General features: G+C 42.0%; 10 protein-coding genes. 5 read left to right on the forward strand and 5 right to left on the reverse strand.

Annotated features, from left to right (window positions below):
• Window positions 1-585: 585 nt before the first annotated feature.
• The 3 genes from HWQ23_RS28775 to HWQ23_RS33515 all read left to right on the forward strand — a co-directional run bounded on the left by HWQ23_RS28775 (window position 586) and on the right by HWQ23_RS33515 (window position 3648).
• Complete coding sequence (locus tag HWQ23_RS28775) at window positions 586-2319, forward strand: hypothetical protein (RefSeq protein ID WP_292836410.1); 1734 nt, start codon at window positions 586-588, stop codon at window positions 2317-2319.
• A 97-nt stretch (window positions 2320-2416) separates the two neighbouring features.
• Complete coding sequence (locus HWQ23_RS28780; protein WP_292836411.1) at window positions 2417-3061, forward strand: class I SAM-dependent methyltransferase; 645 nt, start codon at window positions 2417-2419, stop codon at window positions 3059-3061.
• 269 nt (window positions 3062-3330) lie between these two features.
• Complete coding sequence (locus HWQ23_RS33515) at window positions 3331-3648, forward strand: anthrone oxygenase family protein (protein ID WP_365743043.1); 318 nt, start codon at window positions 3331-3333, stop codon at window positions 3646-3648.
• Between the two features lie 51 nt (window positions 3649-3699).
• On the opposite strand, the gene HWQ23_RS28790 is transcribed toward HWQ23_RS33515, so the two are convergent.
• From HWQ23_RS28790 to HWQ23_RS28800, 3 genes are all read right to left on the reverse strand, one after another.
• The gene (locus tag HWQ23_RS28790; protein WP_292836415.1) at window positions 3700-4524 is read right to left on the reverse strand and encodes a M90 family metallopeptidase; all 825 of its coding nucleotides are present in this window, start codon (window positions 4522-4524) and stop codon (window positions 3700-3702) included.
• A gap of 588 nt (window positions 4525-5112) precedes the next feature.
• A complete protein-coding gene (locus tag HWQ23_RS28795; RefSeq protein ID WP_292836417.1) occupies window positions 5113-7035 on the reverse strand; it encodes an Hsp70 family protein in 1923 nt (640 codons plus the stop codon).
• Between the two features lie 14 nt (window positions 7036-7049).
• On the reverse strand, window positions 7050-7958 hold the full coding sequence (locus HWQ23_RS28800; RefSeq protein WP_292836420.1) for a hypothetical protein: 909 nt from the start codon (window positions 7956-7958) through the stop codon (window positions 7050-7052).
• Between the two features lie 154 nt (window positions 7959-8112).
• Between HWQ23_RS28800 and HWQ23_RS28805 the strand changes: the two genes are divergently transcribed.
• Both HWQ23_RS28805 and HWQ23_RS28810 read left to right on the forward strand, forming a co-directional pair.
• Entirely contained in the window at window positions 8113-8904 is a 792-nt protein-coding gene (locus HWQ23_RS28805) for an SAM hydrolase/SAM-dependent halogenase family protein (RefSeq protein ID WP_292836422.1), read from the forward strand.
• Window positions 8905-9054: 150 nt separating this feature from the next.
• Complete coding sequence (locus HWQ23_RS28810) at window positions 9055-9900, forward strand: DUF928 domain-containing protein (protein ID WP_292836424.1); 846 nt, start codon at window positions 9055-9057, stop codon at window positions 9898-9900.
• Between the two features lie 186 nt (window positions 9901-10086).
• Here the strand turns inward: HWQ23_RS28810 and HWQ23_RS28815 are convergent, their stop codons facing one another.
• Entirely contained in the window at window positions 10087-12708 is a 2622-nt protein-coding gene (locus tag HWQ23_RS28815; RefSeq protein ID WP_292836426.1) for a CHAT domain-containing protein, read from the reverse strand.
• Complete coding sequence (locus HWQ23_RS28820; protein ID WP_292836429.1) at window positions 12674-16186, reverse strand: two-partner secretion domain-containing protein; 3513 nt, start codon at window positions 16184-16186, stop codon at window positions 12674-12676. The genes HWQ23_RS28815 and HWQ23_RS28820 overlap by 35 nt, the downstream gene beginning before the upstream one ends.
• Window positions 16187-16672: the final 486 nt, after the last annotated feature.

Below are 16672 nucleotides of genomic sequence, written 5' to 3' on the forward strand. Positions count from 1 at the left end.
ATAATATCAACCTATGACTGATAAGAAAAGCCTTGCAGAAGTTCTAGGTGAAATTTTGCATCCGCAAGCGACACCCCATCCTTTTAACCCAGACAGTTAGGCTTTGATTACCTTTCTTTCTGGGTAGAAAACAGAGTGTTGCTAGAATTATTGGGAGCATCCCAATCGAAGCAAATTTACCAAAATCGTTATAAGTCAATTGCGAATCAAGCCCAATCAAGAGAAGCAATCGCAACATGTGTACGGGTGCATCCCAGTTTTTATTATTCAATGAAATAATAAAATTTAATATGTCATTGCGAGGAGGAACGACGGAAGATTGTTAGATTTTACACTCATTGGGATGCTCCCCATCTGTACTTTGCGATTGCTTCTCTTCTCTACCTTGGGCTGCGCCAACGAGACGCTTTGCGAATGCTAAAGAAGTACGCAATCACAAATTATGTTTTTACACATTTGGGATGCCCCGGAATTATTGACTCTAGAAATGGCCGCTTAGTACTTGAAGATTGTACAATCAGAAAAATTGAAAAAAGCTTTTGATTTTCCTAATTCACACGATTTATTTATACATGGACGCGCACAATGCTAATTGCACAATTACAAAAGCTTTTAACAACACCTATTACTCAAAAAAGCAGACATCAATCTAGATTGGCTGTCATCTTTTGGTACAGTCTAAGTATAACTTTTGCTGTTGGCTATATTCTTATGGGGCTGCGACAAGCTTTCAGCAGTAAATATATAGTCAGCGACGATGCACGGGAATATATTTCTTGGATGTATCGTTACTTTAACCCAGATTTATTTCCTGGGGATTTAATCGCTGATTATTTTCAGTCTGTGACACCAATTGGATATGGTATTGTTTATAAAATAATTGCGGCTTTAGATATCGATCTAATTTTATTTAGCAAAATTTTTCCAATAGTACTGGGACTAATTACAACTAGCTATTGCTTTCTAGTCTGTATGCAGATATTACCAGTGCCAATGGTGGGTTTTATCGCATCTTTACTTTTAAATCAAACTCTTTGTATGCATGATGACCTATTTTCTGCTACTCCTAGAGATTTGATTTATCCCCTATTTTTAGCTTTTCTATATTATTCAATACGGTGTTCGGGGTTAGGTATATTAATTGTACTTGCACTCCAATGTTTAATATATCCTATAATAGGTTTTGTCAATTTATTAATTTTATTTATGAGATTATTTCGCTGGCAGAATGGGCAGATAACTATTTCTCAGAACCGAAAAGATTTTATTTTCTTTGCAGCAGCCATGATGATTGCTGCTATTGCGATTTTACCTTATGCCATTCAATCATCACAATTTGGGCCGGCAATTACTGCTGCTGTTGCGAGAACTATGCCGGAGTACTGGCATGGAGGAAGAGTCAGCTATTTTAGTAATAATATTATTAATTATTGGTTTGATGGTAGAGATAGCGGTTTTCTTGCTTTAATTTCACCTCCTCAACTATTATTTGGTTTATTATTACCAATTATCCTGAGATTCCAGCCTCATTTTCTCCTAACCAAGCAGCTAAACGATGAAGTAAAACTATTACTACAGGTAGTAATAGCTAGTTTAATAATGTTTTTTACTGCCCATGCCTTAGCTTTTCAACTGCACTGGCCTAGCCGCTACACCCATCATACTTTTAAGATGGTACTTGCGATCGCAGCAGCAATCTCTATTACCTTGGTTTTAGATGCTACATTTCAATGGTCGAGACAAAATGGGAGAGAAATTTTAATATTGGGGACTATTATGATCTTTAGTGCAGCACTCATTTTGTACCCTAGCAGCTTCACCTTAAAAGTTTTTCCCAAAACCCCTTATCTAGAGGGTAAAGCCCCAACATTATATAATTTTTTGCAAAAGCAACCGCAAAATATTGTCATAGCTTCTACTTCTGGAGAAGCAGATAACATACCTATCTTTGCTCAAAGAACAATTTTGGTGGGTAAAGAATATGCTTTACCGATCCATACAAAATATTACGCTCAATTTCGGCAGAGGATGGTTGACCTTATTAATGCCCAATATACTGAAGATATTAACCAGGTTAAAGAATTTATCCAAAAATACCACGTAACTTTTTGGTTATTAGAACGTTCTGCATTCGTTCCAGAATATATAACTAAAAACACTTGGCTACAACAATATCAGCCAGCAGCACAACAAGCGATCGCAAAGTTACAGAAGACTCTACCTGTGTTAGCGACATTAATTAACTCTTGTACAGTTTTGGAGACTGATAATTTAGTCCTTCTCAAAACAGAATGTATCAAAGCCGTAACCAATACTTGAACACAATGCCCAATTATAATCAAAGCTATCTGATTTAAATAGCAATGGTGCTGAACTACTTTGACTTAACAAAAAAAGTTCTCCAAAACAGAGATTTATGCAGTTAAAACCGAATCAACGCCTGAAATTAGACGATACAGACGATAAGCTATTCTATGCCTATCCCCGGTTCGTTACCCATGTCGATGAAGGATTTATTCAACAGCTAACGGATTTATATCGCGATCGCCTCAAACCCAACACCCGCATTTTTGATATGATGAGTAGCTGGGTATCTCATTTACCAGAAGAGATGCAGTTTTCTCATGTGGAAGGACACGGACTCAACGCTGAGGAACTAGCACGAAATCCTCGCTTAAATCATTACTTTGTGCAAAATCTTAACGAAAATCCACAGATACCTTTACCAGATGAAGATTTTGATGCTGTTCTCAATTGCGTATCTGTGCAGTATGTGCAATATCCAGAAGCAGTATTTTCCGAAATTTACCGCATCCTGAAACCCGGTGGTGTCGCAATTATCAGCTTTTCTAACCGGATGTTTTTTGAAAAGGCGATTCAAGCTTGGCGGGAAGCTTCAGAAGCAGAGCGAGTAGAATTAGTCAAAGCTTACTTCGCCTCAGTTCCAGGATTTACAACCGCAGAAGTTATAGCTCATAAATCAACATTACCGAATTTCTTACAGTGGTTGGGTGCACCTGGAGGAGATCCGTTTTATGCCGTTATAGCTTACCGCAGTTAAACCAAACAATTACGATAGCTTAATCGCTGGTTATCGGCTGTTTGCAGATAGCTTTGCGGTAGCACAAGAGGCGGTAATCTACAGGAGGCTTTATGACAACCACTAATCTTTTCGCATTGAAGCTGTTCTCGGCACTAGGCTGCGGGCTGGTGGCTGGCGTCTTCTTTGCCTTTTCGACTTTTGTGATCAATGCCCTTACACGACTCCAACCGAAGGAGGGTATTGCCGCTATGCAATCCATTAATATCACGGCGATCAATCCGTTGTTTATGGTAGCGCTTTTCGGAACGGCTGCGGCTTGCATGTTTCTAGCAGTTTCCTCGGTGTTAAACTTGCATCAACGTGGTGCTGCCTACTTGCTTGTCGGCAGTCTGATCTATCTGATTGGCACCGTTTTAGTGACGATCGTCTTCAATGTGCCACTGAATGATGCACTGGCGATCGCCAAACCGGACAGCACTGAAGGTGCGAACCTATGGGCTAAATACCTGACCAACTGGACAATCTGGAACCATGTTCGCACAATAGCAGCACTGGCGGCAGCAGCACTGCTGACGATCGCGCTTTGCGATCAACCGGTGAGATAGGATTGAACTATATGAGTCTTCAAGCAACACTAACTTACAATCCGATGTAGTTCAAACCCATTGCACAGGATCTAATTGATAGTAACGTTGCAGTTGCTCATAAAGTGTCGGATGTTTGGACAGCAATTGGTGCGGTTTCTCAAAGAATGTCTCGGTCGCTACGGCAAAAAATTCTGCGGGATTCGTTGCACCATAGCTATCCATTACCGTATTTACGCCTTGTAGAACATCATTACAAAGTTGCTGATATGCTTCTGTCATCACCTTTGCCCAAATAGGATAGTCTGAGTTCCGTTGCAGTATAGGAACTCCTTCAGCTTTACCATCTTCTTGATCCAACTGATGGGCGAATTCATGAAGTACAACGTTACGTCCATCTCTCCAATTAGTGCTGTCTAGTTTCACCTGTTCCCAAGACACTACTAATTGGTCAGTTGTCCACGATTCCCCCAGTCTTGCCACACGCGTTTCTTCAACAACATAATTTCCGATGGAAGTCCTTTCCTCAACAAAATAAGCATTGGGATACACCAGAATTGAACGAAGTCTGGGGAAGTACTGCCCACGTTCATTTAGTAGGAGTAAACAGGCGATCGCAGCAAGGGTCAGTTTCATTTCCTCCGTCACCTGTAATCCTCTACAGCCAATAAATTGTTTTTCTGCTAAGAATACTTGAACATGTCCCTTAAGTCGTCTGAGTTCATCGGGAGAAAGACAAGGATAAATGGGGAGATTATTTTCAATAATGGCATTCCAAAGTGGGGGAAAAGGACGATGTTTGAGACGGTTTCTTCGCCTTTTAACTAGAATGGGATTGATTAAAATCCCAGTGATAATCAGCCCAATGATGATAAAGAAAATTATTGTTTTAATCATTGACTTTTCAGCAATTTACATATTTAATTCACTGGTAATACCAATTCTGTATGAAGATGCGCCAACCAATACGGTTCAGTTAAGGCTTAACTCTTTGTCAAAATCAATTTTTTTAACGAACCGCGTTCGCGTTAGCGTCTCCCCTTGGGAGAAGGACGCGAAGGACGCAAAGGAAGAGAAGAAAGAGAAGGAAGAAATGCTTAACTGAACTGTATTGATGCGCCAACCCCTATTAAGACTTAAGCCGTTTCAAGGTGGGTAAAAATTTTGGTCAAAAAATTCTTCTTTAATCTCTTTACTCTGTGTTCTCTGCGCGGCAGTCGCTCATGGGGGAAACCCCCAAGACCGCGCTGCCTTGCCTCTGTGGTTAGATAAATTACTTTTAAACCGCAGAGGCGCAGAGAAAAAAAACAGATTCTAGGAGTCACCTTGAAACGGCTAGCCTTAACCCTAGCGTATTGACTTTTGTCTCTAAGTTTGCATCTTTATTTACCATTGCCAGCACTCTGACTATCGCCACCTTTTTAAAATACTTAGGCGGATTCGATCAGAAGTTATAAAAACTATATTTCCTGGCACACATCACCGCTATTGAATCAGAATTATACAAGATTGAACCTTGGTAGAAAGGGTTTTTTGAAGCCCTTGCTCAACTTTGCCAATCATTTTATCAAAAGCCTGTTGATCCGCTATCAGTTGTTCTTGAAGAACTTTCTCTAACTCAGGCTTTATTTGCTCACACATATCCTCGATTTTTTTGTCACTCAAAAAACTAGAACGAATCCAACTAGGTACATCCACATTTGTCTTGATTACTTCTTGAACACTCTGGCGATTTAGCTCCATTCCTGCTGCCATAAGCGAAGCCCCATATACTAGTGCAATCGGCCAAGTTAAATGTCCAGTTAGTATTAGAGTGATGATGCTAGCTACAGTGCCGCCACCAATTATTACATTGACGATAAACGCTACTGTCTCAGCAATGATCGCATCTCCAATTCGTAGCTCTGGGTTAACAAAATTTGGATCAACGCTATCCTCGAATCTTAAGCTGCTTCTAGGGATCTGAAACTTTCGACATATTGGATCGGTTTGTGCGGCTAAATCGGGTTGTATTTTATTGTTAAACCAAGCAGCGCATTGATAATTAATTATCTGCCCAGCGAAATCGCTTTTGAGCCACTGTTCCGCCCGACTGATCAAAGATGTTTCCAAATCTGCTAAAGTCCGTATTTTGTTTTTTTGCCAATCTTTTAAACCTGGTTTAACTGCGTTGACAATCAAGCCATCTGTCAAAGGCTTAGTTAGTGATTCGATTAACTCCGGGATATGTTTTTCAATCAAACTTTTAATTTGATTCGAGGTAAATAGTTTGTTGACTTCTTCTTTAAAAGCAGCTGCACGCAGATCCCATCGTCCTACTCGTGCTAAACCCATTGCAATGCACCGTTCTGGTTCCGGATCAGGGCGAAGCAGCGTTTCTGGTTCGGGAAACATTTCCTGACAAAGGAAGTGCGTAAATTTCATCCGAGATGCACCGCCAGTCATCAGCACAAGTTTCGGCACGATTCCAAGTTTTTCCACCTTTTCTTTCGCCTCTTTTAAAGAGTCGTGAAACGATCGCACCCAACTATGATGCTCCAATTCCGGCAAAGGTTGGTTTAAGATTTCCTCCATGATCAATTTATTGACTTGGGGAATAAAATAAATCTGTTCGTTGATCGACTCGAAGCCACGCGCGAAGGATTCAGGATCGCTGTATAGCTGTTCATTAGAAAAGTAATCTTCTTTAGCTTTGCGACAAGCAAGTTCACAACGAGCTTGGTGATGCGGATATTCCTGAAATACTTTTTCGAGTAATGTTTTTTGCTCGTGGTTGGCGAGAGTACGGGCAAAAATTGCCTTGTCAATTAGGGATGCTCCTAAAGTATTACTCCCAAAATCTATCGGGATTTCTTCTAAGCTCTTAACCAGAGTAAAATCTGTGGTTGAAGAACCAATATCGACAATTAGCACCGATGCCAGAAGTTTGTCATACTCAAGCTTCCCGGCTTCTTTGGCTTGCATGAAAGCAGCCCGCGATTCCGGTACGACATTTAGTCGGGGAATGCCAGCTTCTTGAAGTATCTTTTGGTATTCTGAGCGATCGCTAACTAACCATCCTGAAGGGCAACCAATGTAAAAATAGCTACTTTCCCCACCTTCAAGTTGTCCGCTTTCTTTCAAAAGGCGGTAGTAGGTTGCGACAAAAGTGCTAATTGTTTCCCGATATTTTGGATCGTTGTTTGGTTTTTGCTTGAAAGAGATTGTCAGTTGGGTAACGCCAGCTTGAATTAATGCTTGTTCTCCGACAAGATAACCGAGTTTGGGATGCCAACCAAGAGCTGTAATTTGGTTCTTCTTGTTATTAATCTCCAGCATCTGGGGGGGTTCGATGCTTTCCACTATCGCTTTAGCTACAGCCGTTTCACCGTGTCCCAAATCAAAACCGATTGTTTCTAAAATTTCCATACCCTTATTGTCTATTATTCTTTAGAAGAGGAATACGCTGGCTCAATTACCCGACCGCGCCTAATTAAGCGATCGCCTTTCAACAAAGCCGGAGTTATAGTTACGTGATCTTGGGTATCAGGGTCGATACTTGGCTCAAAGTCAAAATACCCGCGATCGCTGTGAGGGTCATTTGCTCGGTAAATTTGAGTGTTAATTCCCTGAGACATTAAAATCTGTGGCAGAAGTTTTGCCAGTTCATGAGCCATTTGGGGTTTATCAAGTTTTGCTGCGCCCATTAGCCTTTGGAGAAAATTCAATAGCTCTGGCAGTTCTTCTATTGCTAAATCGCCTTCATGTTTATTAGATTCTTCTACTCTAGCGACTGCTAGGTCAATAGTGTTGAGAGCATCGGCAAGGTGAGCTAGAAATACTTTGCTATCAACCCGAAGAATAGGTTGAGGTAATTGCAATAGCTCTTGAGACATAGAATTATTTTGCTGGTTGTTTAAGTCGAGTTGAAGTACAACTTCTAGCCCTAGAAGTAGAGCAGTTAGCAAGATAGCCATCCATGCACCTGGGGTAGTTTTAGTTAACGAAAACAACGAACCTAAGATGCCTATACAAATTAGTCCCTGTAGCACTTTCAGGATTAATCTGCTGGGAAAAAACTTTGTAGCTGGGTTAGTAATTTTCCTTTGCTCTGTTGGATCAACTTGAGGATAGTTAGCCGCAGCGAGAGTGGCGATGGACTGCCGCAGCGCATCCAGGAAAAAGGAAGCTAAACGAACTTGAGCTACATTAAGCTTTTCAATGTAAATTCTTTCGAGATTATCAAGTCGGTTCTGAACCAGCTTAACTATCTGCTCAATGTTGGTTGCATTATCAATATCTGTCTGAAGTTGGTTGCGTTCTTCGCTAAAAAGTGAGGTGATTGTTTTCATTGCGTTGACTAAGACTTTAACGTTACTAATAGGGGTGAAATAAAGATTTGTCTGCTCATTTCACCCTGTAATCACATGATGACCGAATAATTCATAATTCATAATTCATAATTAGGTTGATTGCAAATTACTACCCATCAGGAGGAGGAGGAGAATGTTTATCTGCGTCATTGCAGACTACGGTACAGGAGATCCGGCATTTATTGAAGTCACACAGCGTTTGCTGATGGCTTTTCCCGATGCCCAAATTCATTTGCTTTCGGTTCCAGCATTCAGTACCTTGGCAACGGGATTCTGGATTGCCCAATTGGGACTCAACCCAGGAAAGAGCGATCGCCTAATTTATCACAACTGTGCGCCTCGTCAAGATGATCCCGAAGCCCGCCGGGACAATGAAGGTGAAGGACTAACTTATGCCCTTTTACCCAATGGTGTAAAAGTAGTGGGTGTGAATGCGGGCTACACCCTCTCCTTTATCAAAGACCATACAAAGGAGTTGCGGGTGGTCAACGTTTCTCGTGGTGGCTCACAGTTTCGCTCACGAGATGTTTTTCCTCCGGCGGCGGCGGCGATCATGGGTGAAGATTTTAGCCTTCTGGGAGATAGTCTTATTCGTGAGCAAATCCCAGATGTTCCACCAGATCGAATTGCCTGGATTGATGGCTACGGCAACATCAAAACAACTATTGCGGCGCATACACTTAATTTGGAGCCTCAAAGCAAGATTGTGATCCGAATTGGAGATGTGGTCAGTGATGCAGTGTATTCTGATGGCAGTTTCAAGGTATCTGAAGGAACTTTAGCCTTTGCTCCTGGTAGTTCCGGTTGGTCAACAGGCGATTCAGGAGAACCATTGCGCTTCCTAGAACTATTTCTGCGAGGAGGGAGTGCTTGGGAGCGCTTTGGCCGTCCCCGTGTGAATCAGCAAGTAACCCAAATTGCGTGAATCAAATCAACTCCCCCACGCCCTACCGATAAACATAGATAGTGTTTATCTGTAGGGCGTGGGTATTAGTCATAATAAAAACTACATTTAATCATTCCTAACAATCATTTTTTCTGGCACGATTCACTACATATTTACCGAGTTAAGTCAATGAAATGGATCTTAACAACTGCTCTGATTTTGGGCAGCACCACCCAATATCCAGCACAAGTAATAGCCCAAACTAAACAACCAGCAACTACTAAGCAGCCTGTGCAACCAGTTAGTACACCTGCTTCAACTCAACAACCTACCTCTGGGCCAGTTTTTATTTTGCCAAAAGCACCCGCTCGGTTAAGCCCTGTATCTGGGCGTAGAGCCGGAATGGGTAGTCGAGATAATTGCCCTGCGGTTCCAACCCCGCTCACCGCCTTAGTACCATTTCAAGAGGAACAAAACGTTGCCGGACAGGCAAATAAATCAATTGTCGGGATTGTAGCGGGACTAACCACTTCTGAACGACCTACGTTTTGGTTTTACATCCCGTACACTAAGGATTTGTCTAACTCAAGCGCTGAATTTAGCTTACAGGATAGCGCTGAAAATGATATTTATAGAAATGCGATCGCGCTACCTTCAAAGCCCAGTGTCATTGGTATTTCTCTCCCTAATACTGTTACTTCATTAGAAGTAGATAAGACATATCGCTGGTATTTAAAAGTACGTTGTAACCAACAGTCAGCAAGCATTCCTGTGTATGTAGAAGGGGATATTAAAAGAATCAATTTAGATTCTCGTGTTATGCAACAATTAGAAGCAGCAACTGATCCTCGACAGCAGATTATAATCTATGCTGAAAAAGGGATTTGGTTTGACGCTTTAAATATGCTAGCAAAAATACGCATTTCTCATTCTAATAATGCGTCTTTTGAAGAAGATTGGCAAAGTTTATTGCACTCCATCAATTTGGATAATCTTGCTAAGGCTCCTATAATGAATTTACCAAACCGCCAATAAATAATAATTTAATTAGGACTTACGCACGAGTTACGGAATAACGAACCGCAGAGGCGCGGAGAAGCCAGTGCGTTGCGAGGGTTCCCCCCGTTGTAGCAACTGGCGCGACGCGGAGAAATCAGAGTTTGAGAGATATTTTGCGTAAGTCCTATTAATATCGCGCAAAGTATCTATAAACCTAAATTTCTACAACCAATTACCAACTAGGACGTAGGGTGCCCAGTACATCGGACGGTTGTATTCGCGAGATTCAAGTAGTTTTAATTGAGCAAAGCGTAAAGCTTTTGCCGTAGTTTTACCAGCCACTAACTGGCGGTAAAATTCATCAATAAACAAAGCTGTGGAGTTATCGCCAATTTGCCACAGGGAGGCTAAAGTACTCCGCGCACCAGCACGCAGGGCAACTCCTGCTAATCCCAATGCAGCTCGGTTATCTCCTGCTGCTGTTTCGCAAGCACTCAAAACAAGTAATTCAACTGGCTCTGTGCGTTTTTGCCCTCTACTTTTGAGCAAACTATCTAATTCACTCACATTGATACGTCCATCATCTGCTAAAATAAAAGTGTCTTTTGCTTTAGAGCTAAATCGCCCGTGAGTTGCAAAGTGAACAACTCTAAAATCTTCAGCGTTGATAGTTTTTGCTAAATTTGTACTGGTAAAATTTTCATCCAATAATGTAGTTGTCGATATGCCTGATTCCTGAATTAATTTCAGTTCAACCTTAACGTTGGGAAGTGGTGCAAACTTTTCATTTTTGGGTGGTTGTGATAGTCCTCCAGCCAGGGCATTTAATTTTTTGTGTGCTAAAGGTTTGGGAGTAAATAGTTGCAGTCCGGGGCTAATAGCTACAGAATATTTTTGGAGTAAATACTCTTTACCATCATACAATGCAGACATTGGGATATTTCGCAGCAACCCGTCTGGAATAAAGACTAGAGTATTAACTTTACTATTTTTGAGGTCTGTTTCAACTGGTTTGATTAACCAATTATAAAGCTGTTGAGAAGCTGCTTTAAATTTCTGATTAGCATCGGGTTCGACTATTGTCTCTCGTATTTTTGTAATAACTTGCTCTACTTGCTGACGATTGACTTTAGAAGTTTTATGCATCAATGTTTGATTGGGAAGTTTGATAATAATTTCTAAATGGTTATCTAAAATAATCGGGTAGAAAATAGCAGTATTCGGGTTGTCGCGGTCTACTACTTTGTCCAATACCACAAATTGGTTACTCAAGCAAGCTTCTCGGAAAAAATTGTCGAGTTCTGCAACTTGCAAGGCTTCAATTCGCTGTCGTGCCTTATCTAAATCTGGTTTTCCTTGTCCTTTCTCTTGTAAAAGCAACTCTACAGACTGGCGATAAATCGGTTCTATGCGATCGCGAAAATTGAACTGCACCTCTGAATTAACCGCAACTAAATCGCTGCGAAGAGACTGAAGAGTTGTGACAGCAACATCATAAGCAGATATGGCGGCTTCGATATTTCCCTGTGCTTTGAGTAAGCGTCCTAACTGCCACTCAAGGCGATAAGCTATATCTGAGGCATCAATTTTTTCAGCTAGAAACAAGGCTTGCTGCGTCAAATCTTGCGCTTCTTGCAATTGTTGGTTCTGCTCGTAAACTTCTCCCAAGCTGCCCAGTGCATAGGATTCGGCACGTTTATCGCCAATTATTTTGGCTTGCTGAACGCTACTTACCAGAATTGTAATGTCTTTTTTATTACCAATTGTGGTCAAAGTCTGAGCAAAATTGATCCGTGCATAAATACCAGCTTGATTGGTAGGCAGATTGGGGACTTGAGATTGGATTGTGGGTATTAATGACTTTGCTTCAGTGATGCGTTCGTTTTCGACAAGCAAACTTAGCTGATTAATCAGGGCTTGAACTTGGGCCAGAGGGTTTGGTGCAATTTTCGCAGCATTTTCATAATGAGCGATCGCACCTTTAATATTACTTAACGACCTAGCAGTATTACCGAGGCTAAATTCCGTCAAACTAATTTCTAGAGGCAGTTGCAGACGTTGAGCTATTTCTAAGCTTTGTTGTAAGTTTTTTTCGGATGACTCTAGTTCGCCTAATTGTTGTAAGACATTGCCAAGCGATCGCAAAGCTGTTACTTTTACAGGTGAGTCAGGTTGGGAAATTAATTGTTGGGATACTTCATTTAATATATCTAAGCTACGGCGGTAAAAACCAGCAACTCGTAGAGCTTGTGCTTGGTTAATACGGCTGCGCGTTACTCCAGCATTGTCACCTAATTTCTTCCAGATTTGCTCTGCTTGTTGTGATGTTTTTATAGATGCATCAGTTTGTCCCTGTGCTAGTTGCAATTCGCCCTGAATATTTAGGGTTTGTGCAAGAATTTCTAACAATTCAGATTTGGGATTGTTGACATTTAACTTTTGATTTCTCTCATCCCAGCCAAGCAAATTTAAGCTATTGTCAATAGTTGCATAAGCTTCTTTCCACGAGCCGAGTTGCTGGTATACAAGAGAGAGGTTAGTCAGCGCTGCGGCTTGTGCAAGGTTATTGCTTTCTCGTTGATAGGTACGGACAGCTTGTTGTAGAACATTTACCGCTTCGGTAAAGCGTCCAGCTTGGTAAAGTGTTTCTCCTTGCTCAAGAAGTTGCTGTGGTGTTGTGGCTGGGGGTTTATTGGTTTGGATGTGAAACCCGTTTGGTGAATTTGTCTGGATTTGTTTAGCGAATGTGCTAGGGATAATAGTCAGGAAAACAGCAAGGGTAAATAGGACTACGGGAGTTATCGCAAATCTAATTACTCGCTTTGGCATCTGAAATTTTGCCATATTTTTTCACACCTCCCTGAGATACAGGACAGGAAGCAGGTGTTTGCCAAGGACTGTGGGGGTTGAGTTGAGGAAGTGCTACTAATTCTATGTTTCCCTTGCGATCGATTACCCAGCCAGAAGCTTCCACAATTGGAATTGTAGCAGCAATGGGAGTAGTTGAAACTGCTGTTGATTTTGGCACAGGCGTTGTGTTTGCCAAGTTTTCTGATTTTGGTCTTAATTTTACCCACGCAGACACAGTACTTGAATCTTGTAATGGTTCAGTGGGACTCATGGGTAGTCCACCGCGTCCTGTTGCGACAAATGTGTTTTGGAATTGCCGAGTTCCAGGTGTGCAGGCGGTGGAAATTTGCGTAGAAGCATCAACTAGATTAATTGGGAGTTCGACTAAGCCGCGAGTGGGGTCAATATCAGGTGTAGTGATTTGCACATTACCGCTCAACTTGCGAGTTCGCCCTTTGGCGGTGATATCGCTTGTGTTTGGGGAAGCTACATCCCGGAACTGAAAACCAAAGATACCTTTCGTATTGACTATGACATTCCCGCCCAGAAAGTTAGCAGAATTAGCGCTGATGTCGCTATTTTCAAAGCCAACCAGGACATCGGCTTTAATTTTGATGTTGCCGCCGATAACCTTTTTTCCTCTGGCGTCGGTTTTGATGTTGCTATTGCCAGTCATGATTAAATCTTTTGAGTTAATGTTAATTGTCCCCTGTTCGCTAGGCCGGTCAACTTTGGGGCTGCGTGTATTGGCGATAAGTAAGCCGTTGTTGTTTAAACGGATAGAGCGTGCATTTAATGTCATGTTGCCTGCGGTTCCTGTTCCAAAACTCCGCACGCTTACTGTCCCATCTTGTACTAGCAAGGTATTAGTTGTGACTGTCAAATCACCCGCATCTCCTGTTGAGTTTGAGTTTGCTTGTGCAAATAAGCCACCAGGAAACCGACCATCAGCACTTCTACCAATCAATTGCACATCTTGAGCATCAACCCTCAAAATTCCACCGTTGCCTGCACCAAAAGTGACAGTATTTACCCGTGCCCCATCTCGCACTAGCAAGGTATTGGTTTTGACCGTCAAAGCACCCGCATCTCCTGTTGAGTTTGAGCTTGCTAGTGCAAACAAGCCACTAGCAAACCGACCATCAGTGCTTCTACCAATCAGTTGCACATCTTGGGCATCAACGCTCAAAATTCCACCGTTGCCTGCACCAAAAGTGCCAGTATTTACCCGTGCCCCATCTCGCACTAATAAGGTATTGGTTTTGACCGTCAAATCACCCGCATCTCCTGTTGAGTTTGGCTGTGCGCCAGCAAACAAGCGACTGGCAAATTGACCATCAGCGCTTCTACCAATCAGTTGCACATCTTGGGCATCAACGCTCAAATTTCCTCCCTTACCCGCACCAGATGTAGCAGTACTTACCTCTGCCCCATCTCGCACTAGCAAAGTATTAGTTCTAACTGCAAGATCGCCCGCATCCCCTAATGAGTTTCGCTGTGCAGAAGTACCCAAGGCACTGGGAAGCCGATTATTAGCACTTCTACCAATCACTTGCACATCTTGGGCATCAATGCTCAAATTTCCTCCCTTACCCGCACCAAATGTAGCAGTATTTACCTGTGCCCCATCTCGCACTAGCAAGGTATTAGTTTTAATCGTCACATCACCCGCGTCCCCTGTTAAGTTTGGCTGTGCGCCAGCACTCAAGCCACTGGGATACTTACCATCGGCGGTTGTACCAATCAATTGAACGTCTTGGGCATTAACGCTCAAATTTCCTCCCTTACCCGTACCAAGTGTAATAGTACTTACCTGTGCCCCATCTCGCACTAGCAAGGTATTAGTTTTAATCGTTAAATTACCTGCGTCCCCTGTTGAGTTTGGCTGTGCGCCAGCAGACAAGCCACTAGGATATTTACCATCGGCGCTTGTACGAATCAGTTGCACATCTTGGGCATCAATGCTCAAATTTCCTCCCTTACCCGCACCAGATGTAATAGTACTTACCTGTGCCCCATCTCGCACTAGCAAGGTGTTAGTTTTAATCGTCAAAGTACCCGCGTCCCCTGTTGAGTTTGACTGTGCGCCAGCAAACAAGCCACCGGGATACTTACCATCGGCGCTTCTACTAATCAGTTGCACATCTTGGGCATCAATGCTCAAATTTCCTGCCTTACCCGCACCAGATGTAATAGTACTTACCTGTGCCCCATCTCGTACTAGCAAAGTATTAGTTTTAATCGTTAAATTACCTGCATCCCCTGTTGAGTTTGGCTGTGTACCAGCAAACAAGCTACTGGCAGATTGACCATCAGCGCTTCTACCAATCAGTTGCACATCTTGGGCATCAACGCTCAAATTTCCTCCCTTACCCATACCAGATGTACTAGTACTTACCTGCGCTCCAGCCTCAAGTTGTAACGTGCTAGCACTGATATTGACATCGCCTCCCTGTCCATTTGCTTGCGATCGCACCAGATTAATAATGGTTGCATTGTTAAGATTTATTGCTCCAGTTGCATTAACCGTAATATTTCCAGCCTTACTATTATCAGAACCATTACCACTGTCTATCTCTGCTTGCAGGAAACTCCCTCCCTTCATCTCTAAATTCCGGGCGTTAACTGCAATACTCCCACCAGCAGCAGCTTTTACATCTACACTAGATCCATTAGCTAAAGAAACATCCGCTCGCGCACTTTCAGTAGGAAAGCCTAAGCGAAAGTTGTCACCATCTATCCCAAGCGCTATAGTTCCGCTTGATGTCAATCCTCCCAATTCAACTCGACCACCATAAGCATTCAGTTTTCCACCATCCATGTTGACATTGCCACCTACTAGCAGCAAACTCTTTCCATCTTTAACACTTAAACCAGATACTTTAAAACCAGCTGGATCTTTTGGTGCTGGTGCAGTCGAACTATTTTGAATCGGTGCAGCTACAATTTGATTGAATAGTAAGGTATTTGGATTTACTGTTAACAAGGGTGAAGGTGCTTCTGGATTTGAGGCGCTAAAAAATCCCAAATTGCCAAACCCAATGGCATTGGCTGTTGTGGCGACAAAGGAACCGCCGATATTTAAACTAGCATTTTTACCAAAAATAATCCCATTAGGATTGAGCAGGAATAAGTTTGCTTTACCGTTAGCACGAATTAAGCCATCTATATTAGAAATTGACTTACCTGTTACTCGTGTCAGGATGTTCTGAATATCCAGTGAATTATTGAATAAAGCAGTACTGCCATTGAGAACAGAGAACTCCCCAAAGCTGTGGAACAGATTACCCCCTCTTATGGTTCCACCCTCAATAATTCTGGTATTGCCCTCTAATTTCACATTGGAATTATTTGGCAGAGTGCCGTCTGGGGTGATTTGGGCAACTGAGATATTTGCATATAAGGTAACTGCACTTATAATGGCAACTCCTAGTAAACCTTGTAACCAGTTTGGCGCAGTTTTAAAAGACATTGCACTCTCTTATATAAAAGGAAATTTAGGTTGGAAGCCTCAATCTTGAGTAGAAGTGTCAGGACTAGCTCTTTCAAGGTAGGTAAAAAGTTTAGTCAATAAATTACTTTTTAAGCTCTTTACTCTGTGTTTTGTGTATCTGTAGTGGTTAAATAAATTACTTATAAACCACAGGGGCACAGAGAGCGCTAAAGAAAAACAAGATATTTAACGAGTCACTTTGAAAGGGCTAGTCTTGTAAGTGTTAGGACAATGAACTTATGCATAACAGAGTATATTAGCAAATTGACACTGCTGAATCAAGTGAATAAACCAGAGCAGGGGTTTGAGCGTTTGATAATTGAGGCGATTTTTTCATCAATATTCTTATGCAACAAGGGTTTCACAAATTACATGCGTTTGCCCTGCTGAATAGAATCATGTCACTGCTACCAATTAAGAATCAGAAGGCAAAGCTAAAAAACCTCTGATTCCCAACAGTGAATA

Origin of the sequence: Nostoc sp. JL33, from assembly GCF_017114985.1 — a bacterium.
GTDB lineage: Bacteria > Cyanobacteriota > Cyanobacteriia > Cyanobacteriales > Nostocaceae > Nostoc.

Bases quoted from the DNA above. Each gene is read 5' to 3' on its own strand.
- HWQ23_RS28775 (WP_292836410.1), top strand. From the start codon at position 586: ATGCTAATTGCACAATTACAAAAGCTTTTAACAACACCTATTACTCAA.
- HWQ23_RS28780 (WP_292836411.1), top strand. From the start codon at position 2,417: ATGCAGTTAAAACCGAATCAACGCCTGAAATTAGACGATACAGACGAT.
- HWQ23_RS33515 (WP_365743043.1), top strand. From the start codon at position 3,331: ATGGTAGCGCTTTTCGGAACGGCTGCGGCTTGCATGTTTCTAGCAGTT.
- HWQ23_RS28790 (WP_292836415.1), bottom strand. From the start codon at position 4,524: ATGATTAAAACAATAATTTTCTTTATCATCATTGGGCTGATTATCACT.
- HWQ23_RS28795 (WP_292836417.1), bottom strand. From the start codon at position 7,035: ATGGAAATTTTAGAAACAATCGGTTTTGATTTGGGACACGGTGAAACG.
- HWQ23_RS28800 (WP_292836420.1), bottom strand. From the start codon at position 7,958: ATGAAAACAATCACCTCACTTTTTAGCGAAGAACGCAACCAACTTCAG.
- HWQ23_RS28805 (WP_292836422.1), top strand. From the start codon at position 8,113: ATGTTTATCTGCGTCATTGCAGACTACGGTACAGGAGATCCGGCATTT.
- HWQ23_RS28810 (WP_292836424.1), top strand. From the start codon at position 9,055: ATGAAATGGATCTTAACAACTGCTCTGATTTTGGGCAGCACCACCCAA.
- HWQ23_RS28815 (WP_292836426.1), bottom strand. From the start codon at position 12,708: ATGGCAAAATTTCAGATGCCAAAGCGAGTAATTAGATTTGCGATAACT.
- HWQ23_RS28820 (WP_292836429.1), bottom strand. From the start codon at position 16,186: ATGTCTTTTAAAACTGCGCCAAACTGGTTACAAGGTTTACTAGGAGTT.